At 72.5% G+C, this 22,748-nt stretch carries 13 protein-coding genes and 4 pseudogenes; 13 read left to right on the top strand and 4 right to left on the bottom strand.

Features of this window, described 5'->3' with window-relative positions; all coding sequences use genetic code 11:
- The 3 genes and pseudogenes from ABZT03_RS37690 to ABZT03_RS37680 all read left to right on the top strand — a co-directional run.
- Positions 1 to 96, top strand: a pseudogene (locus ABZT03_RS37690) (hypothetical protein); the annotation flags it as partial.
- 676 nt (positions 97 to 772) lie between these two features.
- The gene (locus ABZT03_RS37685) at positions 773 to 4,957 is read left to right on the top strand and encodes a trypsin-like peptidase domain-containing protein (RefSeq protein WP_356047820.1); all 4,185 of its coding nucleotides are present in this window, start codon (positions 773 to 775) and stop codon (positions 4,955 to 4,957) included.
- A 138-nt stretch (positions 4,958 to 5,095) separates the two neighbouring features.
- The gene (locus ABZT03_RS37680) at positions 5,096 to 6,082 is read left to right on the top strand and encodes a bifunctional riboflavin kinase/FAD synthetase (RefSeq protein ID WP_356047818.1); all 987 of its coding nucleotides are present in this window, start codon (positions 5,096 to 5,098) and stop codon (positions 6,080 to 6,082) included.
- Between the two features lie 97 nt (positions 6,083 to 6,179).
- Here ABZT03_RS37680 and ABZT03_RS37675 read toward each other — a convergent pair whose 3' ends face one another.
- Positions 6,180 to 9,866 carry an SCO5717 family growth-regulating ATPase gene (locus ABZT03_RS37675; RefSeq protein WP_356047817.1) on the bottom strand — a complete coding sequence of 1,229 codons (3,687 nt, stop codon included), beginning with the start codon at positions 9,864 to 9,866 and terminating at the stop codon, positions 6,180 to 6,182.
- Between the two features lie 650 nt (positions 9,867 to 10,516).
- Positions 10,517 to 10,858: a DUF397 domain-containing protein gene (locus ABZT03_RS37670; protein WP_356047815.1), complete on the bottom strand. Its 342-nt coding sequence runs from the start codon at positions 10,856 to 10,858 to the stop codon at positions 10,517 to 10,519.
- A gap of 294 nt (positions 10,859 to 11,152) precedes the next feature.
- Here ABZT03_RS37670 and rpsO point away from each other — a divergent pair, with 294 nt between their 5' ends.
- From rpsO to ABZT03_RS37645, 5 genes are all read left to right on the top strand, one after another.
- A complete protein-coding gene (rpsO, locus tag ABZT03_RS37665; RefSeq protein WP_286065081.1) occupies positions 11,153 to 11,440 on the top strand; it encodes a 30S ribosomal protein S15 in 288 nt (95 codons plus the stop codon).
- 387 nt (positions 11,441 to 11,827) lie between these two features.
- A complete protein-coding gene (locus tag ABZT03_RS37660; protein ID WP_356047813.1) occupies positions 11,828 to 14,044 on the top strand; it encodes a polyribonucleotide nucleotidyltransferase in 2,217 nt (738 codons plus the stop codon).
- Positions 14,041 to 15,420: a pitrilysin family protein gene (locus ABZT03_RS37655; RefSeq protein ID WP_356047811.1), complete on the top strand. Its 1,380-nt coding sequence runs from the start codon at positions 14,041 to 14,043 to the stop codon at positions 15,418 to 15,420. Before ABZT03_RS37660 ends, ABZT03_RS37655 begins: the two co-directional genes overlap by 4 nt.
- A gap of 25 nt (positions 15,421 to 15,445) precedes the next feature.
- Complete coding sequence (dapB, locus tag ABZT03_RS37650; RefSeq protein WP_356047809.1) at positions 15,446 to 16,198, top strand: 4-hydroxy-tetrahydrodipicolinate reductase; 753 nt, start codon at positions 15,446 to 15,448, stop codon at positions 16,196 to 16,198.
- A gap of 11 nt (positions 16,199 to 16,209) precedes the next feature.
- The gene (locus tag ABZT03_RS37645) at positions 16,210 to 16,662 is read left to right on the top strand and encodes a hypothetical protein (RefSeq protein WP_356047807.1); all 453 of its coding nucleotides are present in this window, start codon (positions 16,210 to 16,212) and stop codon (positions 16,660 to 16,662) included.
- Between the two features lie 85 nt (positions 16,663 to 16,747).
- Here the strand turns inward: ABZT03_RS37645 and ABZT03_RS37640 are convergent, their stop codons facing one another.
- Positions 16,748 to 17,305, bottom strand: a complete 558-nt coding sequence (locus ABZT03_RS37640; protein WP_356047806.1) for a hypothetical protein — start codon at positions 17,303 to 17,305, stop codon at positions 16,748 to 16,750.
- A 116-nt stretch (positions 17,306 to 17,421) separates the two neighbouring features.
- Positions 17,422 to 17,670: a hypothetical protein gene (locus ABZT03_RS37635; RefSeq protein WP_356047805.1), complete on the bottom strand. Its 249-nt coding sequence runs from the start codon at positions 17,668 to 17,670 to the stop codon at positions 17,422 to 17,424.
- A 202-nt stretch (positions 17,671 to 17,872) separates the two neighbouring features.
- On the opposite strand from ABZT03_RS37635, the pseudogene ABZT03_RS37630 reads away from it, so the two are divergent.
- From ABZT03_RS37630 to ABZT03_RS37610, 5 genes and pseudogenes are all read left to right on the top strand, one after another.
- Positions 17,873 to 18,163: pseudogene (locus ABZT03_RS37630) on the top strand (FAD-dependent thymidylate synthase); the annotation flags it as partial.
- Positions 18,143 to 19,069: pseudogene (locus ABZT03_RS37625) on the top strand (HNH endonuclease); the annotation flags it as partial. The pseudogenes ABZT03_RS37630 and ABZT03_RS37625, both read left to right, overlap by 21 nt.
- Before the next feature lie 3 nt (positions 19,070 to 19,072).
- A pseudogene (thyX, locus tag ABZT03_RS37620) lies at positions 19,073 to 19,522 on the top strand (FAD-dependent thymidylate synthase); the annotation flags it as partial.
- 211 nt (positions 19,523 to 19,733) lie between these two features.
- Complete coding sequence (gene dapA / locus ABZT03_RS37615) at positions 19,734 to 20,633, top strand: 4-hydroxy-tetrahydrodipicolinate synthase (RefSeq protein ID WP_356047803.1); 900 nt, start codon at positions 19,734 to 19,736, stop codon at positions 20,631 to 20,633.
- A gap of 166 nt (positions 20,634 to 20,799) precedes the next feature.
- Positions 20,800 to 22,485 carry a ribonuclease J gene (locus ABZT03_RS37610; RefSeq protein ID WP_356047801.1) on the top strand — a complete coding sequence of 562 codons (1,686 nt, stop codon included), beginning with the start codon at positions 20,800 to 20,802 and terminating at the stop codon, positions 22,483 to 22,485.
- Positions 22,486 to 22,748: the final 263 nt, after the last annotated feature.

The following is a 22,748-nucleotide window of genomic DNA, read 5'->3' as shown; positions in this document are numbered from 1 at the left end:
GTCCCCCCGGCCATCGAGGCCATCATGAGCTCGCCGAGCTGCCGGGTGCAGGGCTTCCTCGCGGCCGGGCACGTGTGCAGCGTGATGGGCGTGGGCCACCCCTAGGTCTATCCAGCCGCCCCCGCCTATTCACCCGTCCGGGCAGGCGCTCGGAGTGAACCGAGGGAGCGGAAGGGGGCGCGTTCGCCACGAGATCTGTCCCGCCGATCACCCCGCGCCTACCGTCGAGCACAGGCACGGATGTACGGCGGGAGGTTCGACCATGGCGGCACGTGACCCCCGCACCGGGGGCGGACCCCGGACGCCGGAGGGCATGCGGGCGGTGTGGGACATCGCCGGTACCGGGACCCCGGCCAGGATCGCGGCCGAGGGCCGGTCCGGGCCGGCGCGGTGTGCGACGGGCGGCGTCCAGGACGCGGTCCCGCAGCAGTCCGACGACTTCTCCGGGCCGGGCGTCGCCCGCGCTGGGGCTTCCGGGGCCGTGGCCTCCGCGTCGGCTGTGTCCCGCGTTGCGGCTGCGGGGTCTCCGGCCTCCGCGTCCGGCGGGTCCTGCGCCGGGGCTTTTGGGACGTCCTTCCCTTCTGGCGCGTCCCGCGCTGCGGTCTCCGGGACTGCGTCCTTCGCGTCCGGTGCGTCCCGCGCTGCGGGTCCCTCAACCGGGGCATCCCCGTCCGGCGCATCCCGCCCCGCGGCTTCCCGGATCGCCGCCTCGCCGTCCGGCGGTGCCTCGCGTCATCGCGCCGAGGGCGACCGGGACGAAGGCGGCCCGGCGGTGGGCGCCGCCGCCCTGGGCGACCGTGACGGGTCCCGGCCGTCGCTCGACGACGTCGTCGTACGCCTCCACGACCTGGCCGGACGGCCTCGCGGCTCGGGTTTCGTCGCCGACCACCACGGCACGGTGATCACCAGTCACGAGGCCGTGGACGGTCTGCGCCGGCTCGTGCTCAGCGCCACCGGCGGCCGCAGCTGTGTCGTGACCGCCGACGAGGTCATCCCCCTGCCCGCGCTGGACCTGGCCCTCGTCCGCACCCGGGGCCTCGGGGTGGACCCGCTCCCCGTCACCGTGCGGGACCGGATCGACACCGGCACCTATGTGCACATCGCCGCCGGCGGCTGGCGCGAGGCGCGCGTGCTGGGTGCGACCGACGTGACGTACACCGCCACCGACCGCTTCCACCACCTCGGCGACGCCCTGGAACTGGCGATCGGCACGGCCGGCCGGGACGCGCTGCGGCTCGGCGGCGGAGCGGCCGGGGGGCCGGTGCTCGACGCCCTGACCGGTGCCGTGGTCGGGGTGCTCGGCACCGCCCTGCGCTGCGGCCCCCGCGACACCGGCTTCGCCGTTCCCCTGCCCCGCACCGCGGGTCCGCTCGCCGAGCTGCTCGCCCGCAACGCGGCGACGGTGCCCGCCTACTCCGCCGACCTGAACCTGGCCGGCGTACTGGAACTCACGGCCACCTCCCTCGCCCAGGACGGACCGCCCGGCCCGCCCGAGGCCGACGCGGGCGACGGACCGCCAGGGCCGGCCGAATCGGTCACACCCGTGGAACGACCGGACGTGACCGCGGAGTTCACCGCCTTCCTGCGGGGTCCCGCCGCCGTCCTCGGCCTTGTCGGGGCACCCGGCAGCGGCCGTACGACGGAACTCGCGGCCCTCGCCGCCCGCCGGCACCGGAGCGCGGAACCCGCCCCCACCCTGTGGCTGAGCGGCGCCGACCTGGCGGGCGACGACGGCTCGGTGGCGGACGCGGCGGGCCGCGCGCTGACGCGGGCGGCACGGATCGTCGCGGCCTCCCGGTCCGCCCTGCCCGCTGACCTCGGCGACCTCACCCCGCACCGCCTGGCCCGCCTCGCCCGTACGGTCGGCCGCCCCCTGCTCCTCCTCCTCGACGGCCCCGAGGAGATGCCCGCGGCGCTGGCGCACCGCCTGCCGGAGTGGACCGCCGGGTCGGCGCAGTGGCTGCGGGAGACAGGGACACGCCTGGTGGTGGCCTGCCGACCGGAATTCTGGGAGGAGGCGGCGCCCGGATTCCCCACCGACACCGTGCACGACGGCTGCACTGGGAGTCTGACCCCTCCGGCCCTGGACGGGGTGGATGCCGGCCGTGCCGGAGCTTCGACGGTCCCGGCCCCCGACGGGGTCCGCTCCGGTCGTAACGGGGACCTCGCCGCTCCAGCCCCCGACGCGGTGTGCGGCGGCCGGGCCGGGGGTTTCCCTCTTCCGCGGTCGGACGCGACGCAAGCCAGTGGTACCGGGGATCTCACCGGTCCGGCCCTCGACGGCGTCTGCGCCGGTCGTAACGCGGGCCTCGCCGCTCCAGCTCCCGATGCGGAGTACGGCGGTCGTGCCGCGGTCTTCACCCCTCCGGCCCTGGACGGGGTGGATGCCGGCCGTGCCGGAGCTTCGACGGTTCCGGCCCCCGACGCGGTGTGCGGCGGCCGGGCCGGGGGTTTCCCTCTTCCGCGGTCGGACGCGACGCAAGCCAGTGGTACCGGGGATCTCACCGGTCCGGCCCTCGACGGCGTCTGCGCCGGTCGTAACGCGGGCCTCGCCGCTCCAGCTCCCGATGCGGAGTACGGCGGTCGTGCCGCGGTCTTCACCCCTCCGGCTTCCGACGGGGTGGATGCCGGCCGTGCCGGAGCTTCGACGGTCCCGGCCCTCGACCGGGTCCGCGCCGGTCATGCCGGGGACCTCGCCGTTCCCGCCCCGGCACGTACGGCGGCACCCGCGCCGCCCGCCGCCGTTCTCGCCCCGGCGCGTGTCGCCGTGCCCGTTCCGCCCGCCGTCCACCTCGGTGACCTGCCGGAACCGGAGGCCCGTCGGGCCCGCGCCCGGTACGGGATTCCCGAGACCGCCCTGAGCGGCGCCGACGCCCGCCACCCCCTCACCCTCCGTCTGCTCTCCGAGATCCGCGCCGCCCTCCCCGCGGAGCCCGGGGAGCCCACCGCGCCGGTCGACCGCGACGACGTCTTCTCCGCACACCTCGACCTGATCTGCCTGCGCGTCGCCGAACGGCTCGCCGCCGCCGGGGGCCTGCGCGGCACCGCCGTACGCCGGCTCGCCGCCAAGGTCGCCGGGCAGGTCCACGAGGCCGCCCGGCGCAGCCTCGGACCCGGGCCGGGCGAGCTGGACCCGGTGACGTTCGAGATGCTCTTCCCCTGGGGCCCGGCCCCCGCGCGGCTCGGCGGCGGCACCGGCTGGGCCTCCGCCGTCCTCACCGAGGGTCTCCTGGTCCCCGCGGGCGGCGGCTACCGCTTCGGCCACGAGGAACTCGCCGACTGGCTCCAGGGCATGCACCTCGACCTGGACGGGGCACTGCGCGCCCTGGTCCACCGTCGCACCCCGCCGCACGGCGAGCGCCCGGATCCGGTCCCGCACCACCGCGTCGGCTCGGTCGTACAGGCCCTGCTGCTCCTCGCCCGTCAGCAGGGCACGGCTCAACTAGCCCTGCGCATGGAGGAGTTGGTGTACGCGCTGGACACCGACCCCGACTCCTGGTGGGCCTTGCGGCTGCTGGCCGGGACCCTGTCACGGGTGCCCGACGCCACGCCGTACACGGACATCCTGCGGCTGCTGGCCGAACGGCTCGCCGACCGCGATCGGCGCGACCGTCCGCCGCCGGCCGAGTTCGGCCCCGCGTTCTGGACCGCCCTGTCCCTCCCGGACGACATCCGCCTCGACCTGCTGCGCCGACTGGTCCTCGCCGACGGCCCGCCCACGCCCCCCGGCCGGCTGTCCGGCACCGCCCCGCCCCGCTTCCTCGACGCCGTCGCCGCACTCCTCGCCGCCGACCCCGTCGTCGTACAACCGCACCTGGTGCGCTGGTTCGAGGACGAGCGTCCGCTGCCCGCCACCCCGCACGCGACGGTGGCGAAGGCCGCGCAGGCGCTGCTGCACACCCACCGGCACCGGGCCCCGGACGCCCTGACGGAAGTACTCGCCGACAGCGCCCACCCGCGGGCCGACGAACTCCTCGCCGCCCTCGCCGAGGACGAACCGTCCGCCGTCTGCCGGGCCGTCGGCCGCTGGGCGCACGACGCGCGGCCGCGGCGGCGGGCGGCGGCCGTCACCCACGCGCTGCGCGCCGCGCCCCGGGTACGCGCCGACGCCGACCGGGAACTGCTCCGCCACGCAGCCCTCACCCTGCTCGCCGGCCCCGTCGACCACGCCCTGCACGGCGGCGCGCTCGCCCTCCTGGTCCGCGATCCGCACACCCGCGCCCGTCATCTCCCGCGCGCACTCGGCCACTTCGCGGACGGCGACCCGCTGTTCCCGCCGAGCGCGCTGGCCGCCGCCCTGCCCACCCACCAGGACCCGGTCCTGGACGCCTTCCGGGCCCGGCTGCGCCACCCGGACGCCCGGGCGGCGCTCCGCACCCTCGTCGACGTCACGACGCCCGCGTTGGCCGGCCGTGTCGCCGTCCTGGTACGGGAGGCGGTCGCGGAACGGCCGGCGACCGCAGTCCACCTCGCCGCCTGCCTCGACCGGCGCCTCGACCGGGGCCCCGCCGCCCGGCCCGTCCTCCTGCCGCTGGTCACCGGACTGCTGGACGGCGGCCCGCAACCGGTGCGCGCCGCACTCGCCGCCGTACTCGCCGCCCCCGGCACCCCCGCCTCCCGGCCCCTGCGCCGCGAACTCCTCGACGTCCTGCTGGCCCACGAGAGCGACCCGGCCGTCCTGGACGCGCTGCTGCGCACCGCCGTCGAGAGCACGGCGGCCCGGGACCCGGCCGGACTGCGCGACCTCGCCCTGCGCACCGGCCGGCTCCTGGTCCGCACCCCCGACGGCGCGACCCGCCTCGACTGCGCTCTCGTCGACCTGGCCCGCCAGGTCCCCGGCTTCGCCGCCCTCCTCGCGGGCTGGCTGTCGGACGCTCCGCGCGAGTGGGCGGCAGTGGTGGGGCCCGGCGCCCGCCGGATGATCGAGAACCTCGCGGGCGTACGCGTCCCCGCCTGACCGGCTCCGGGCGGGTGCGAACCGTCACAGCCTCCATGCCGATGCGGGACGCGGCCATCCGGCATGGCACCCTTAGACCTGCGTAATGAGGCAGACACGGACACGGGTTCGACGAGGACGCGACGAGGAGCGAACACAGTGCAGCGCTGGCGTGGCTTGGAGGACATCCCCCAGGACTGGGGGCGCAGCGTCGTCACCATCGGTTCCTACGACGGGGTCCACCGCGGACACCAGCTGATCATCCGGCACACGGTGGAACGCGCCCGTGAACTCGGCGTGCACTCCGTCGTCGTCACCTTCGACCCGCACCCCAGCGAGGTCGTCCGGCCGGGCAGCCACCCGCCGCTGCTCGCCCCGCACCACCGTCGCGCCGAGCTCATGGCGGACCTGGGCGTGGACGCCGTGCTGATCCTGCCCTTCACCACCGAGTTCTCGAAGCTGTCCCCGGCCGACTTCGTCGTCAAGGTCCTGGTCGACAAACTGCACGCCAGGGCGGCCGTGGAGGGCCCCAACTTCCGCTTCGGCCACAAGGCCGCGGGCAACGTCGAGTTCCTCGCCGAGCAGGGCAAGACCTACGACTTCGACGTCGAGGTCGTCGACCTGTACGTGTCGGGTGAGGCGGGCGGCGGCGAACCCTTCTCCTCGACCCTGACCCGGCGCCTGGTCGGCGAGGGCGACGTCGAGGGGGCCGCCGAGATCCTGGGCCGCCCGCACCGGGTCGAGGGCGTGGTCGTCCGCGGCGCCCAGCGCGGCCGCGAGCTGGGCTTCCCCACGGCGAACGTCGAGACCCTCCCGCACACCGCGATCCCCGCCGACGGCGTCTACGCCGGCTGGCTGCACGCCGAGGGCGAGGCCATGCCGGCCGCGATCTCCGTCGGCACGAACCCGCAGTTCGACGGCACCGAGCGCACGGTCGAGGCGTACGCCATCGACCGGGTGGGACTGGACCTGTACGGCCTGCACGTGGCCGTCGACTTCCTCGCGTTCGTGCGGGGCCAGGCGAAGTTCGACTCCATCGACGCGCTGCTTGAGCAGATGGCGGCGGACGTCAAGCGCTGCCGTGAGCTGATCGCGGCGTCCACGCCCCCGTCGGCGTCCACGTTCCTGCCTCCGTCCGCCGAGTAACCGTCGGCCGAGCGGCTGAGCACGCGAAGGGCGGCCGGTGCCTGTGGGCACCGGCCGCCCTTTCGTGTTGCCCGCCCCCGGAGGGCGGGCTGTGACGTCAGTGCTGCTGAGGGGGCTGGGGGGCGGGCGGTGGCGGGGTCTGCGGGTATCCGGCGGGCGGGGCGGCCGGGTGACCCGGCCGCGGCGCCTGCTCCGGCTGGCCCTGGGGGCCGGGCTGCGCCGGCTGCCCCGGCTGCGGGTACGGGTGGCCGGCGGCCTGCGGATAGGGCTGCCCCGGCTGGGGATACGGCGGCTGCCCGGGCTGCGGGTGCGGCTGGGCGTAAGGCTGACCGGGCTGGGGTTGCTGGGGCTGGGGCTGGGGCTGCTGAGGGTGCTGGGGGTACGGTCCCGGCTGTCCGGGGATGTGCGGGCCCGGGATCTGCTGTCCGGGAATCTGCTGTCCGGGGAACTGCGGGACCTGCTGTCCCGGGGCCTGCTGTCCGGGCAGCGGCGGCGCGGCCACCGGGGGCGGGTTGCCGTCCGAGGTCCACAGACCGTGCGCCTGCTGGTGCCGGACGAAGTCCTCGGCGACCATCGCGGCGAGGTTGAAGTACGCCTCCCGCACCTTCGGCCGCATCATGTCGAGGTCGACCTCCGCACCGGCGGCGAGGTGCTCGTCGAACGGCACCGTGATGACACCCCGGCAGCGCGTCTCGAAGTGGCTGACGATGTCGTCCACCTTGATCATCTTGCCCGTCTCGCGGACCCCGGAGATGACGGTGAGGGACCGTGAGACGAGATCGGCGTACCCGTGCGCCGACAGCCAGTCCAGCGTCGTACTGGCGCTGCTCGCACCGTCCACGGACGGCGTCGAGATGATGATCAGCTGGTCGGCCAGGTCCAGCACCCCGCGCATGGCGCTGTAGAGGAGGCCGGTGCCCGAGTCGGTCAGGATGATCGGGTACTGCCTGCCGAGCACGTCGATCGCGCGCCGGTAGTCCTCGTCGTTGAAGGCCGTGGAGACGGCCGGGTCCACGTCGTTGGCGATGATCTCCAGCCCGGAGGACGCCTGCGAGGTGAACCGCCGGATGTCCATGTACGAGTTGAGGTACGGGATCGCCTGGACGAGGTCGCGGATGGTGGCCCCGGTCTCGCGCCGCACCCGGCGGCCGAGCGTCCCGGCGTCCGGGTTGGCGTCGATCGCGAGGATCTTGTCCTGCCGCTCGGTGGCGAGCGTGGAACCCAGCGCGGTGGTGGTCGTCGTCTTGCCGACGCCGCCCTTGAGGCTGATCACGGCGATCCGGTAGCAGGACAGCACGGGCGTCCGGATCAGGTCGAGCTTGCGGTGCCGCTCGGCCTCCTCCTTCTTCCCGCCGATCTTGAAGCGCGAGGAGGCGGCGGCGGGCCGGGTGCTCTTCGTCTTCTGCTTCTTGTTGTTGAGCAACCGGTCCGAGGACAGTTCCACGGCAGCGGTGTAACCGAGCGGCGCGGCACCGGGGTTGGTCATCTGCCGCTGGTCGTGCTGTATGGGCTGCGGCCAGGCGGCGCCGAGCCGCGGGTCCACGGGCGGCTGCGGCTGCGGTGCCGGGGGCTGCGCCTCCGCGTGCGGGTGCGGGGGAGCGGGCTGCTGCGGGAAACCCTGGGGGGCTTCCGGCGCGGGGGCGGGCGGGGTGGGGCCCTGGGGCTGCGACTGGGGCTGCGCCTGGTGGGGCACGGCGGGGTGCGGCTGCGCCTGCGGCTGCCCGTAAGGCTGTCCCGGCTGACCCTGCGGCTGCCCCTGGGGCGCGGAAGGTTGCGGGAAGCCGTAGCCGGTCTGGGGGTTGGGGGCGGGGGCTCCGGGCTGCGGGAATCCGTAGCCGCTGGGGGTGTTGGGGTCGGCCGGTGCATGCGGGGCCGTTGAGGGGGCGGGGTCCGGCTGGGCGTGCGGGGATGCCGATGCCGGTGCGCCGGGCTGCGGGAAGCCGTAGCCGGTCTGGGGGCTGGGGACGGGCGCGGGAGCGCCGGGCTGCGGGAAGCCGTAGCCCGCTTGCGCGATGGGGGCGGGCGCGGTGCCGGGGGGCGGGAAGCCGTAGCCCGTCTGCGGGTCGGGCGCGCCGTGCGGCTGCGGGGCCGGCGGCTGCTGCACGGCACCCGGCTGCGGGACACCCGGACCGGGCGGCGGCGCGGCCTGCGGGTTCCAGGCCGCGGGCGCGGGCTGCGGCGCCTGAGGCTGGAAGACGGGTTGCTGCGGCGGCACGGGCGGCTGCGCCTGAGCGGCCGCCGGTTGGGGCTGCGACGGGGGCTGCGCGGGAGGGGGAGGCTCGGCCGGCTGCCACTGCGGCTGCACCGGCCACTGGGCGGCCGACGCCGGCGCGGCGGGCTCGTACGAGGGCGGCAACGGCGGAAGCCCGCCCGGGGGCGCAGGCGGGGGAGCCCAGCCCGTCGGAGGCTGGAGAGCGCTGTCGCTCGGGGGAGGAGTGTCCTGAGGGCCGTCGCCCTCGGTCGCGCCCTCTTCGGGTACGACATCGGGGGGCACCGCGTCCGACCGTACGTCCGGAACCTGGGCGTCCTCCTGGACCTCCGCGTCCTGCCGGGCCTCGTCCGCACCCTCCGTCCCGGCTTCCGGCGCGGAGTCCTCGCCGGAGTCCTGGCCGGACTCCTCGACCGTCCCGGAAGCGGCGGCGCCGTCCGTCGGTGTCGAGGACGGCTCGGCGGGTTCGGCTACGGCGGCATCCCGGGCCTCGGCGGCCAGGATCTCGCCCTCGCCGGACCCGGAGGGCCCGTCCTGGTCCTCCTCCCGATCCGTCTCGGCGGCGCCGGGACCGGCGTCGGAATCGGCGTCGGGTTCGTCCACGTCGGCCTCGGGCCCTGCCGTACCCGTCTCCGTCACGGCCTCCTCGTCCCGGTCGCTGGCCTCGACCTCGACCTCGGCCTCCGCCTCCGGACGTTCGTCCTGCACGGCGTTCTCACCCTCGGCGGCGGCGGCGCGCTCCGCGACCTCCCGCTTCAGCGCGGCGGGGGAGATCCGCAGGGTGGCGCCGCTCTCCAGGTCTCCGTCCTCGGCAGCGGGCTCCTCGGTCACCGAGGGCGCCGGTGCCGGAGCCGCAGCCGTGGGAGCGACCGGCGGGACCGCCGGGTTCCACTGCTGCTGGAATCCGCCAACAGGCATGCCCGGTACGGCCGTCGGGGAGGCAGGCGCGGCCGGAGCCGCTTCGCCCTGCTCCTCGGCCCGTCGGCCCTGCGGCTCGAACCCGCTCCCCACCGGAAGCCTGGGCACGGCCACCGGCCCCCCGGCCGGCGGAGCGGGCGGCGTGAACGGGGCCCCGGGAGCCGGAGGCGTGTAGGGCGCCCCAGGAGCGGGCGCGGGCGGAGGCTGCGGCGGGGAGAAGGGCAGCCCCGGCGCGGGAACCGGAACGGACGTCGGACCCGCGGCCGGACCCGGGGGAGCCGCCGGAGGAGCGACCGGGGTGCCCGGAGCGGCGGGCCGCGTGTGGACCGGCGGAGCCAGCCCGGGCAACGGCGGACCCGACACGTTCAGCGGACCCGGAGCACCCGGCCCCCGCGGACCCGGAGCACCCGGCCCCCGCGGACCCGGCACCGCCTTCGCGTCCTTCGGCTCTGCGGGCTCGCCGGAGTCCCCGGCGTCCTCCGCGTCGCCGGTACTCCCCGAATCCGCCGAGCCCTCCGACGCGTTCTGCGTGTACCAGGCGGGCGGCGCGTAGTCGATGGTGAACTCGCCCGTCGTCTCGACGGCGGACTCCGCGTCGGGCTGGTCATCGCCGGGTGTGGCCCAGCCCCCGCGGATGCCGTCCCGATCGCTGCTCACAGTTCCTCCTGGTGTGGTCGAGCACCCTCATGCCGTGCTGGGGCGACCAGTTGCTTGTCGTCCGTCGTCGTTGGAGGTCGTCCGATCCGCCGGCTCTCCCCCTGAGGCACCGACACCCGGTTCGCGGGTGTGGCGACGCGCCCGCTCCCAGCCTAATCACCACGGACCCCACCCCGGCAGGCCCGTCCACCCCTCAGCGTCAGCCCGCCACGGCACAACCTGCCCAGAAGGGAAGTAAGTAGCTCCCTCATCAGGGCGCAAACCGGTCGGAAGACGAAACAAGCCAACCACAAGCAACCTGAACGTCCTTACGCCGCAACGACGTTGATAAGGAGAACCCCGCGACGGCCGGCACCCGCCGAATCGAGACACCCACTGTCGAGCCCGACGCCAACCAACACGCCCACTCCGACCGGACATCCACCCCGGCTGGCACACCCAGAGCAACGCCCACGCACCCACACCGGCCCCGCATCCACACCGGCCGGACATCCCCGCCGGCCGGCATCCCCACCGGCCCCGGACAGCGACAAGCGCCCGGATCCGCCGGCGGGTGACTCACCGCCGTAGAGCGGGCGCGACTCTCACGGGTGAAACGTGAGCCCGCCCACCCGGCTCACGCCCCACCCTCGCGGCTTACTCCTCCGCGTCTACTCCGCCGAGGCACCTCCGCCGTGCGCCACGCTTTGTGACACCGCGGTCGCGTCCGGTGACGTACCCGGCGGTGTCGCCTCGAGGTCGAACTCGCCGTCCCGCGCGCCGAGCACGAAGGCGCGCCACTCCGCCTCCGTGTACCGCAGCACGGTGGCCGGGTCGAGCGAGGACCGCATGGCGACGGCGCCGTCGGGCAGGTAGGCGATCTCCACCCGCTCCTCGTGCTCCTCGGTGCCCGGCGCGCTCTGCCACTCGACGCCGGAGATGTCGAGGGCGTACAGCTCGTCCCGCTCCCGCTCCTTGCGTGCCCTGAGTTCCCTGTCGTCGGCGTCGGCCATCGCGGCTCCGGTCCTTCCGTCTGTCCCAACTGGCTGGGAGGCCACCCTACTTGCCCCTCTTCGCCCTGCTCAGGGGTTTATGGATGTACGTCCCTCCTGGGCGCCCGGCAGCACCCGGCAACCGGGTCCGGCCCAGGCTGGTACCCTGAGTGACGGCCGTTTGTGTACGCACCCCCGGAGCTCAGCGCTCTGGAGGCCGCGCCCATCGGATCCCCGCCTCCCGAGTAACGGAAGCTCCCCCGAGACCAAGACCGGGGGCACTCGGTGGCTCTCACAAGACTACGAGGAGTACGCGTGCCGCTCGACGCCGCTACGAAGAAGCAGATCATCACCGAGTTCGGCCAGAAGGAGGGCGACACCGGCTCCCCCGAGGTCCAGGTCGCCATGCTCTCGCGCCGGATCTCGGACCTGACCGAGCACCTCAAGACGCACAAGCACGACCACCACTCCCGTCGTGGTCTGCTGATCCTGGTCGGTCAGCGCCGCCGCCTGCTGCAGTACCTGGCCAAGAAGGACATCCAGCGCTTCCGTGCGCTGGTCGAGCGTCTCGGCATCCGCCGCGGCGCCGCGGGCGCCAAGTAGGACTCCGTGAGGGGAGCGGTTCCCACCTTCGTAGGGGGCCGCTCCCTTTGCTGTACGTGCGGAGTGTCGCCACCCCTTTGTAGTGTGGTAGCACAACGCGAGACGCAGGACGCACGACAGAGCAGTACCGCACGACAGAGCAGTACGCACGACGCGTAGTACGCACTACACAGTGTGAGGGACGCCCACCCGCACGGGCAGGGCGACCTCACGAGACGAACGAGGAGAAGCGCACCTCGCCGCCGCCGGTCCTCGGTAGTGGCGCCCGGGAGGAAGTGAACCCCGGGTGCTTCGATCGAAGACCGGCCAGCACCAGACGGAGCGCCTCTCCGCAAACGTCCCCCTGCCACACGGGCCAGGAGGGACGAAGACGAGGAGAAAACACTAGTGGAGAACGAGACCCACTACGCCGAGGCCGTCATCGACAACGGCTCCTTCGGCACCCGCACTATCCGCTTCGAGACGGGCCGCCTGGCCAGGCAGGCCGCCGGCTCCGCCGTGGCCTACCTGGACGACGACACCATGGTGCTGTCGGCGACCACCGCCTCCAAGAAGCCCAAGGACAATCTCGACTTCTTCCCCCTCACGGTGGACGTCGAGGAGCGGATGTACGCCGCAGGCAAGATCCCCGGCAGCTTCTTCCGCCGTGAGGGCCGTCCCTCCGAGGACGCCATCCTCACCTGCCGCCTCATCGACCGCCCGCTGCGCCCGTCCTTCAAGAAGGGCCTGCGCAACGAGATCCAGGTCGTCGCCACGATCATGGCGCTCAACCCCGACCACCTGTACGACGTCGTGGCGATCAACGCCGCCTCCGCGTCCACGCAGCTGGCCGGCCTGCCCTTCTCCGGCCCGATCGGCGGCGTCCGCGTCGCGCTGATCAACGGCCAGTGGGTCGCGTTCCCGACGCACACCGAGCTCGAGGACGCCGTCTTCGACATGGTCGTCGCCGGTCGCGTCCTGGAGGACGGCGACGTCGCGATCATGATGGTCGAGGCCGAGGCCACCGACAAGACGATCACGCTGATCGCCGGTGGCGCCGAGGCGCCGACCGAGGAGGTCGTCGCCGCCGGTCTGGATGCCGCGAAGCCCTTCATCAAGGTGCTCTGCAAGGCCCAGGCCGACCTCGCCGCCAAGGCCGCCAAGCCGACCGGCGAGTTCCCGGTCTTCCTCGACCACCAGGACGACGTCCTGGAGGCGCTCACCGCCGCGGTCAGGAGCGAGCTCTCGCAGGCGCTCACCATCGCCGGCAAGCAGGAGCGCGAGGCCGAGCTGGACCGCGTCAAGGAGATCGCCGCCGAGAAGCTGCTCCCGCAGTTCGAGGGCCGCGAGAAGGAGATCTCCGCCGCGTACCGCTCGCTCACCAAGGCCCTGGTCCGTGAGCGCGTCATCAAGGACAAGGTCCGCATCGACGGCCGCGGCGTCACGGACATCCGTACGCTCGCCGCCGAGGTCGAGGCCATCCCGCGCGTGCACGGTTCGGCGCTGTTCGAGCGTGGCGAGACCCAGATCCTGGGCGTCACCACCCTGAACATGCTCCGGATGGAGCAGCAGCTGGACACCCTCTCCCCGGTGACCCGCAAGCGCTACATGCACAACTACAACTTCCCGCCGTACTCCGTCGGCGAGACCGGCCGCGTCGGCTCCCCCAAGCGCCGCGAGATCGGCCACGGTGCCCTCGCCGAGCGCGCCATCGTGCCGGTGCTGCCGACGCGCGAGGAGTTCCCCTACGCGATCCGTCAGGTGTCCGAGGCCCTCGGCTCCAACGGCTCGACGTCGATGGGGTCGGTCTGCGCCTCCACCATGTCGCTGCTGAACGCCGGTGTGCCGCTGAAGGCCCCCGTCGCCGGTATCGCCATGGGCCTGATCTCCCAGGAGATCAACGGCGAGACGCACTACGTCGCCCTCACCGACATCCTCGGTGCGGAGGACGCCTTCGGCGACATGGACTTCAAGGTCGCCGGCACCAAGGAGTTCGTCACCGCCCTCCAGCTCGACACCAAGCTGGACGGCATCCCGGCCTCCGTCCTGGCCGCGGCCCTCAAGCAGGCCCGTGACGCCCGCCTCCACATCCTCGACGTGATGATGGAAGCGATCGACACGCCGGACGAGATGTCCCCCAACGCCCCGCGGATCATCACCGTCAAGATCCCCGTGGACAAGATCGGCGAGGTCATCGGCCCCAAGGGCAAGATGATCAACCAGATCCAGGAGGACACCGGCGCCGACATCACGATCGAGGACGACGGCACCATCTACATCGGTGCCCAGCAGGGCTCGCAGGCCGAGGCCGCGCGCGCCACGATCAACGCGATCGCCAACCCGACCATGCCGGAGGTCGGCGAGCGCTACCTGGGCACCGTCGTGAAGACGACGACCTTCGGCGCGTTCGTGTCGCTGCTCCCGGGCAAGGACGGTCTGCTGCACATCTCGCAGATCCGCAAGCTCGCCGGCGGCAAGCGCGTGGAGAACGTCGAGGACGTGGTCGGCGTGGGCTCCAAGGTCCAGGTCGAGATCGCCGAGATCGACTCCCGCGGCAAGCTCTCCCTCATCCCCGTGATCGAGGGCGAAGGCGACGACGAGAAGAAGGACGACACCGACCAGTGACGTCGAGCAGCTCCACGGCGACGGCCCGCACCTCCTCGGAGGCGCGGGCCGTCGCCCGTACCCAAACCCTCGTCAAGGGCACGGCCGGCATCGGTGTCGTCCGCAAGACGACCCTCCCGGGCGGCCTGCGGATCGTCACGGAGACCCTCCCGTCGGTGCGCTCGGCGACCTTCGGCATCTGGGCGCACGTCGGCTCCCGCGACGAGACCCCCGCCCTGAACGGCGCCACGCACTACCTGGAGCACCTGCTCTTCAAGGGCACCTCCCGGCGCAGCGCCCTGGACATCTCCTCCGCCGTGGACGCGGTCGGCGGCGAGATGAACGCGTTCACGGCCAAGGAGTACACGTGCTACTACGCGCGTGTCCTCGACACCGACCTCCCCCTCGCCATCGACGTCGTCTGTGACATGCTCACCGGCTCCCTGATCCGCGAGGAGGACGTCGACGTCGAACGCGGCGCGATCCTCGAGGAGATCGCGATGACCGAGGACGACCCGGGCGACTGCGTGCACGACCTGTTCGCGCACACCATGTTCGGCGACAACCCGCTCGGCCGCCCGGTCCTCGGCACCGTCGACACCGTCAACGCCCTCACCGCCGACCGCATCCGCCGCTTCTACAAGAAGCACTACGACCCGACGCACCTGGTGGTCGCGGCCGCCGGCAACATCGACCACAACAAGGTCGTACGACAGGTCAGGGCCGCCTTCGAGAAGGCCGGCGCCCTGCGCGAGGCACACGCCACGCCCATCGCACCGCGCGAGGGACGGCGCGCCCTGCGCACCGCCGGCCGGGTCGAACTCGTCGGCCGGAAGACCGAGCAGGCCCACGTCGTGCTCGGCATGCCGGGCCTGGCCCGCACCGACGAGCGCCGCTGGGCGCTCGGCGTGCTGAACACGGCCCTCGGCGGAGGAATGTCCTCCCGCCTCTTCCAGGAGGTCCGAGAGAAGCGCGGCCTGGCCTACAGCGTGTACTCGTACACCTCCGGCTTCGCCGACTGCGGCCTCTTCGGCGTGTACGCCGGCTGCCGGCCGAGCCAGGTGCACGACGTGCTGAAGATCTGCCGCGACGAACTCGACCAGGTCGCCGGGAACGGCCTGTCCGACGACGAGATCGGCCGCGCCATCGGCCAGCTCCGGGGCTCCACGGTCCTGGGCCTGGAGGACACCGGCGCGTTGATGAACCGTATCGGCAAGAGCGAACTGTGCTGGGGCGAGCAGATGTCCGTGGACGACATGCTGGCCCGCATCGCCTCCGTCACCCCGGACGAGGTGCGTGCGGTCGCCCGCGAGATCCTGGGGCAGCGGCCCTCGCTGTCGGTCATCGGTCCGCTCAAGGACAAGCAGGCCGCCCGTCTGCACGACGCCGTCGCCTGATCCCTCCGGTTAAGGAAGCAAGAAGATGAGCAAGCTGCGCGTGGCGGTCCTCGGAGCGAACGGCCGTATCGGCTCCGAGGCCGTACGAGCCGTCGAGGCGGCCGAGGACATGGAGCTGGTGGCCGCGCTCGGCCGGGGCGACACACTGGAGACGCTCGTCGCGAGCGGCGCCGAGGTGGCGGTCGAACTGACCACGCCCGCCTCCGTCATGAGCAACCTCGAGTTCTGCGTCGGCCACGGCATCCACGCGGTCGTCGGCACCACGGGCTGGACCGACGAGCGCCTCGCGCGGCTCGGGGACTGGCTGGACCGGTCCCCGGAGACGGGCGTGCTCATCGCGCCCAACTTCTCCATCGGGGCCGTCCTCACCATGAAGTTCGCGCAGATCGCGGCGCCCTACTTCGAGTCGGTCGAGGTCGTCGAGCTGCACCACCCCAACAAGGTGGACGCGCCCAGCGGCACCGCCACCCGCACCGCGCAGCTCATCGCGGAGGCCCGGGCGAAGGCGGGTTCCGCCCCGGCCCCGGACGCCACGGCGACCGCGCTGGACGGCGCCCGCGGCGCCAACGTCGACGGGGTGCCGGTGCACGCGATCCGCCTGCGCGGCCTGCTGGCGCACCAGGAGGTCCTGCTGGGCGGTGAGGGCGAGACCCTCACGGTCCGTCACGACTCCCTGCACCACAGCAGCTTCATGCCGGGCATCCTGCTCGGCGCCCGCCGCGTGGTGACCACTCCCGGCCTCACCTTCGGCCTGGAACACTTCCTGGACCTGAACTGAGCCCCTGACCCATGCGCGCGAAGCTCTCCTACGCCGTCACGGCCGCCGTCCTGGTCTTCTACTTCGTCCTGGTCGGCAGCCGCGGTGTCCTGCTCATCCAGTCGGGCACCCTGCTGACCGTCACGTTCGGTGTCGCGGTCCTGATCCTGCCGCTCATCGGCGTGTGGTTCCTGTGGAAGAACACCCAGTTCGTCCGCCGGGCCAACGCCCTCGCCGCCGAACTCGACGCCGAGGGCGGCCTGCCCGTGGACGAGCTGAGGCGGACCCCGGGCGGCCGTATCGACCGCGACTCGGCCGACGAGGTCTTCGCGCTGCGCAAGGCGGAGACCGAGGCGGCGCCCGACGACTGGCGCAGCTGGTTCCGACTCGCCGTCGCCTACCACGACGCCCGGGACACCCCGCGCGCCCGCAAGGCGATGCAGCGGGCGATCGCCCTGCACGACGGCAGACCGGTCCAGGTCTGAGTCCTACGCTCCCGACCAGGCCGTACGGCGAAGGGGCCGGCCCGCGGCGGTGCGGGCCGGCCCCTTCGTGTCGCCGCCGGCGCGGTCAGCCCCGCCGGTACTCCTCGCCCCACGCCTCGATCGCGTCAGCCGCCCGGTCGAAGGCCGTGTCGCGCGCCAGGAAGTCCGCGTTGTGCGTGGTCAGCAGCGGCGGTACGTCGTTCGCGGCGCGGTCCGAGCGGACGAGCAGCAGGGCCTGCCCCTGGACCGTGCGGGGCAGGGACAGCCAGCGCACCGGCTGCTGCACCGTCCGTACGGTCACCACCCGCTCCCAGGGCACCGTGCGGGTGCGGAGGAAGCTGACATGGCGCAGGCCGCGGGCGCTCACCCAGACGCCGGCGCGCAGCATGCGCAGGGCACCGGCGATGACGGCCAGCGCGAGCGCGAACACCACACCGGCCTCGGAGACGGACCCGGTCAGCGCGATGACGACCGCGGCGAACAGCACGTACGAGGCGAGCAGCAGCAGAAGCGCGGCGACGCCCACCCGCCACGGGCCGGGACGGTAGGGGCGCCGCCAGCGGTCGCGGTCCTCGAAGGGCAGCGCGACGTCGTCTTCCGCCGCCTCGAACGCGCGGTCGGCCGTCAGGAAGGGCAGGGGCACGACGGGTCCTCACTCAATCCGTGCAGGGGGCTGTGCCCGGTGAGGTTATCGACCTGTGCCCCCGCTCACCACCCTCGGGGGGCCGGATGGAGTCACATCCGGTGGCCGGACGCCGCCTAGTGCCCCTGGGACGCCCGGGACGCCTGGGAGTGCTGGGTTCCCGCCGACGACTGGTCGGCGGACAGGGCCGGCATGCCGAGGGCGAGCGAGCCCACGAGCCCGGCGACGATGGTGAGGCCGAGCAGCCAGCGTCCCGCCAGCCGGCCGCGGGGGACCCGGTCGCGGGGCGGGGGAGTGACATTGCTGCGGAACCTGTCGGCCTCGGAGAGGAAGGCGAACGGTACGGGCTCGCGCCGGCGAAACATGGTGACGTGCTTCTCCTGTCGTGGATCGAACGGACATCTGCCAACAACACAGACGAGCGGCCACCCCGAAAGGTGCCCGCTTTCCCCGAATTCACAGGAGTTCGCCGGATTGTGTCGACGCCCGGTGGTGATCGGCCCGTTGTCGGTGCCGGGCCGTAGAGTGGGCGCCGCCCGAGCGAGCCATGGAAGGACCCTCCGCGCTGTGACCGACACCCCCGCCGACCACCTCAAGCCCAGCTTCCGCAGTGACGTCACCGTCGAACTGGTCAAGCACACCGCGTCCGACGCCGACGTGCTCTTCGCTGCCCGCGTCTCGACCGTCGGCGAGCAGTCCCTGGACGAGCTGGGCAAGGACCCCGAGCGCTCCAAGGGCCTGATCAACTACCTGATGCGCGACCGGCACGGCAGCCCGTTCGAGCACAACTCGATGACGTTCTTCGTCAGCGCCCCGATCTTCGTCTTCCGCGAGTTCATGCGCCACCGGGTGGGCTGGTGCGTCGCGGGCGACACCGAGATCACGCTGGTCAGCGAAGCGGGGAAGGTCCGGCACCGCTCCATCGAGGACCTGTACGAGCTGTGGCACCTCGGCGACGAGGACCGCCTGCCGCCCTCGGCGGGCGGCGTGACCTGGCACTCCCGCGCGCAGAAGTGGACGGCGCGCGTCCATGGCGAGGAGACCGACCACTACCTCGGTCTGTACGACAGCCGGGAGGCGGCGGACTCCGCCGTGGCGGAGTTCCGCGAGCAGCACCCGTCCACCCGGCTGCGCAGGCTCGAACCCGTCCGGCGCACCCAGGTGCGCTGCTACGACGAGGAGACGCTGACGGCCCGGAGCGGGCGGATCCTCGACGTCATCCAGTCGGGCGTCAAGCCGCTGATCAGGATCACCACCGCCGCCGGCAAGGTGCTTCGCTCGACCGTCGACCACGCCGTGCTCACCCCGGACGGCTGGCGTAAGGCCGGCGAACTCGCGGTCGGGGACGCCGTGATGACCGCGGACGCCGGCTCACCCCGTTCCGAGCAGCCGGTTCCCCCCGGCCTCCATCGGGGCGTGGGCGTATGGACCTCGATGCAGCGCGACCGCCTGATCCGAGAGACCGACACCTGTCACCTCTGCGGAGAGTCGTTCCCGCGTGAGCACCTCGCCCTCGATCACGTCGTCCCCGTGGCCGAGGACCTCGCCCGTGCGCTCGACGAGCGGAACCTCGCACCCGCGTGTGAGCCCTGCCACGCGGCGAAGAGCGCCGAGGAGCAGAAGCCCGCAGGGCACGGCGGCGAGACCGAGGGGGCGGTGCCCGACCCGGTCGTCTCCATCGAGGAGGACGGCGAGGAGATGACGTACGACCTCACCGTGGAAGGGCCCTGGCACAACTTCCTGGCGGGCGGCGTCGTCGTCCACAACTCCTACAACGAGGAGTCCGGCCGGTACCGCGAGCTCCAGCCCGTGTTCTACGTCCCCGGCGAGGACCGCAAGCTGGTCCAGCAGGGGCGCCCGGGCAAGTACGAGTTCGTACCGGGCACCGAGACGCAGCAGGCGATCATGGAGCGCTCCATGCAGGAGTCGTACGTCCAGGCGTACGAGCGCTACCAGGAGATGCTGGCCGCCGGAGTCGCCCGCGAGGTCGCCCGCGCGGTCCTGCCGGTCGGCCTGTTCTCCTCGATGTACGCCACCTGCAACGCCCGTTCGCTGATGCACTTCCTCGGGCTGCGCACCCAGCACGAGCTGGCGAAGGTCCCGTCGTTCCCGCAGCGGGAGATCGAGATGGTCGGCGAGAAGATGGAGGCCGCGTGGGCCGAGCTCATGCCACTCACCTACGCCGCCTTCAACGCGAACGGGCGCGTCGCGCCCTGACGCACCTCCGTTCCCCGGCCGGGCACAGATGTACGGGTCAGCCTCGGGAGGTGTCCGTATTGCGGCATTTGGAGAAGTTCATCTAGCCTGATCAAACGGACCCGGCACTGCTTGAACCCCCGAGCAGGCAGTGCCGGGTTCCACCTTTGTCGCGACTTGTCGCCCTTCCCTGGGGCAGACCCCGCCCTGAGCAGCGAGTAGCGTGTTACCCATGGCTCCGACCTCCACTCCGCAGACCCCCTTCGGGCGGGTCCTCACCGCCATGGTCACGCCCTTCACGGCGGACGGCGCACTCGACCTCGACGGCGCGCAGCGGCTCGCAACCCATCTGGTGGACGCAGGCAACGACGGCCTGGTCATCAACGGCACCACCGGCGAGTCGCCCACCACCAGCGACGCGGAGAAATCGGATCTGGTACGAGCCGTCCTGGAGGCCGTAGGCGACCGGGCACACGTCGTCGCGGGCGTCGGTACCAACGACACCCACCACAGCGTCGAACTCGCCCGTACCGCCGAACGGGTGGGCGCGCACGGCCTGCTGGTCGTCACGCCGTACTACAACAAGCCCCCGCAGGAGGGCCTGTATCGCCACTTCACGGCCGTCGCCGACGCCACCGGGCTGCCGGTCATGCTCTACGACATCCCCGGCCGCAGCGGTGTCCCGATCAACACCGAGACCCTCGTCCGACTCGCCGAGCACCCGCGGATCGTGGCCAACAAGGACGCCAAGGGCGATCTCGGCCGCGCGAGCTGGGCCATCGCCCGCTCCCGCCTCGCCTGGTACTCCGGCGACGACATGCTGAACCTGCCCCTCCTCTCGGTGGGCGCCGTCGGCTTCGTCTCGGTCGTCGGCCACCTCGTCACCCCCGAGCTGCGCGCCCTCGTCGAGGCGTACACCGCGGGCGACGTCCAGAAGGCGACGGAGATCCACCAGCGGCTGCTTCCCGTCTACACGGGTATGTTCCGCACCCAGGGCGTCATGACCACCAAGGCCGCGCTGACCCTGCGGGGGCTGCCCGCCGGACCGCTGCGCCCGCCCATGGCGGAGCTCACGCCCGAAGAGACCGAACAGCTCAAGCTCGATCTCGCCTCGGGCGGGGTACAGCTCTGACACCCAGACTTCGCACGACCCCACGCGTCACCGCTTTTCACAACTGAACAAGGTGAACAAGGCAGGCCACACGGGCCTGCGTCCACCACCACAACTACATCTGCACGAACGTCACGCGCGCCACGTGCCCCATCGGCACGTGGCGCGCGTGGTTGAGGAGAGTCTTTTGAGTCATCCGCATCCTGAACTCGGCCCACCCCCGCCGCTGCCGGACAACAGCCTGCGCGTCACCCCGCTCGGCGGTCTCGGCGAGATCGGCCGCAACATGACGGTCTTCGAGTACGGCGGCCGCCTGCTCATCGTCGACTGCGGCGTCCTGTTCCCCGAGGAGGAGCAGCCCGGCATCGACCTGATCCTGCCGGACTTCTCGTCCATCAGGGACCGCCTCGGCGACATCGAGGGCATCGTCCTCACGCACGGCCACGAGGACCACATCGGCGGCGTCCCCTTCCTGCTCCGCGAGAAGCCGGACATCCCGCTCATCGGCTCCAAGCTGACCCTCGCCCTGATCGAGGCGAAGCTCCAGGAGCACCGCATCCGGCCGTACACCCTCGAAGTGGTGGAGGGGAACCGCGAGCGCATCGGCCCCTTCGACTGCGAGTTCGTCGCGGTCAACCACTCCATCCCGGACGCCCTGGCCGTCGCCATCCGCACCCCCGCCGGCATGGTGGTGCACACGGGCGACTTCAAGATGGACCAGCTCCCGCTGGACAACCGTCTGACCGACCTGCACGCCTTCGCGCGGTTGAGCGAGGAGGGCATCGACCTCCTGCTCGCCGACTCGACGAACGCCGAGGTCCCGGGCTTCGTCCCGCCCGAGCGGGACATCTCCAACGTCCTGCGCCAGGTCTTCGCCGGAGCCCAGAAGCGCATCATCGTGGCGAGCTTCGCCAGCCACGTCCACCGCATCCAGCAGATCCTTGACGCGGCCCACGAGTACGGCCGCCGGGTCGCCTTCGTCGGCCGCTCGATGGTCCGGAACATGGGCATCGCGCGGGACCTGGGCTATCTGAAGGTCCCGCCGGGCCTCGTCGTGGACGTCAAGACACTCGACGACCTGCCGGACCACGACGTGGTCCTGGTCTGCACGGGCTCCCAGGGCGAGCCGATGGCCGCCCTCTCCCGGATGGCCAACAGGGACCACCAGATCCGTATCGTCGAGGGCGACACGGTCATCCTGGCCTCGTCGCTGATCCCGGGCAACGAGAACGCGGTCTACCGCGTGATCAACGGCCTGACCCGCTGGGGCGCGCACGTCGTGCACAAGGGCAACGCCAAGGTCCACGTCTCGGGTCACGCGTCCGCGGGTGAACTGCTGTACTTCTACAACATCTGCCGCCCGAAGAACCTGATGCCGGTCCACGGCGAATGGCGCCATCTGCGGGCCAACGCGGAACTGGGCGCTATGACCGGCGTCCCGCACGACCGGATCGTCATCGCCGAGGACGGCGTCGTCGTCGACCTCGTCGGCGGCAAGGCCCGGATCGCGGGCAAGGTCCAGGCGGGATACGTGTACGTCGACGGCCTGTCGGTCGGTGACGTGGGTGAGCCGGCCCTCAAGGACCGCAAGATCCTGGGCGACGAGGGCATCATCTCGGTGTTCCTTGTCATCGACTCGTCCACCGGCAAGATCACCGGGGGCCCGCACATCCAGGCCCGCGGCTCGGGCATCGACGACTCCGCCTTCGGCGACGTCATCCCGAAGATCACCGAAGTGCTGGAGCGCACGGCTCAGGACGGTGTCATGGAGCCCCGGCAGCTCCAGCAGCTCATCCGTCGCACGCTCGGCAAGTGGGTCTCCGACAACTACCGGCGCAGGCCGATGATCCTCCCGGTCGTCGTCGAGGTCTGACCGCGCACGACCTGTCGTACGCGTGAACTCGGAGCGGGGCAACTCGATTTGCATCGGGGCGCCCCGCTCCAGTACGTTTACGTCTCCGCCTGAACGGGAAGGCCGGACGCCTCGAGCGCCCGATCCGGACCGGAGGGGGTGGAAATTCCGACTCAGAACTTCTGATAAAGTCGGAACCGCCGGAAAGGGAAACGCGAAAGCGGAAACCTGGAAAGCACCGAGGAAATCGGATACGGAAACGGTCTGATAGAGTCGGAAACGCA

This window comes from Streptomyces sp. NPDC005574, assembly GCF_040605435.1.
Lineage (GTDB): Bacteria > Actinomycetota > Actinomycetes > Streptomycetales > Streptomycetaceae > Streptomyces.
The sequence above is the reverse complement of the archived record's forward strand: the minus strand, read 5'-3'. Positions and strand labels throughout refer to the sequence as shown.

Excerpts from the sequence above, each read along its gene's own strand:
- ABZT03_RS37670 (WP_356047815.1), bottom strand. The coding sequence starts at position 10,858 with ATGGCCGACGCCGACGACAGGGAACTCAGGGCACGCAAGGAGCGGGAG.
- ABZT03_RS37635 (WP_356047805.1), bottom strand. The coding sequence starts at position 17,670 with ATGTTTCGCCGGCGCGAGCCCGTACCGTTCGCCTTCCTCTCCGAGGCC.
- dapB (WP_356047809.1), top strand. The coding sequence starts at position 15,446 with ATGAGCAAGCTGCGCGTGGCGGTCCTCGGAGCGAACGGCCGTATCGGC.
- ABZT03_RS37645 (WP_356047807.1), top strand. The coding sequence starts at position 16,210 with ATGCGCGCGAAGCTCTCCTACGCCGTCACGGCCGCCGTCCTGGTCTTC.
- dapA (WP_356047803.1), top strand. The coding sequence starts at position 19,734 with ATGGCTCCGACCTCCACTCCGCAGACCCCCTTCGGGCGGGTCCTCACC.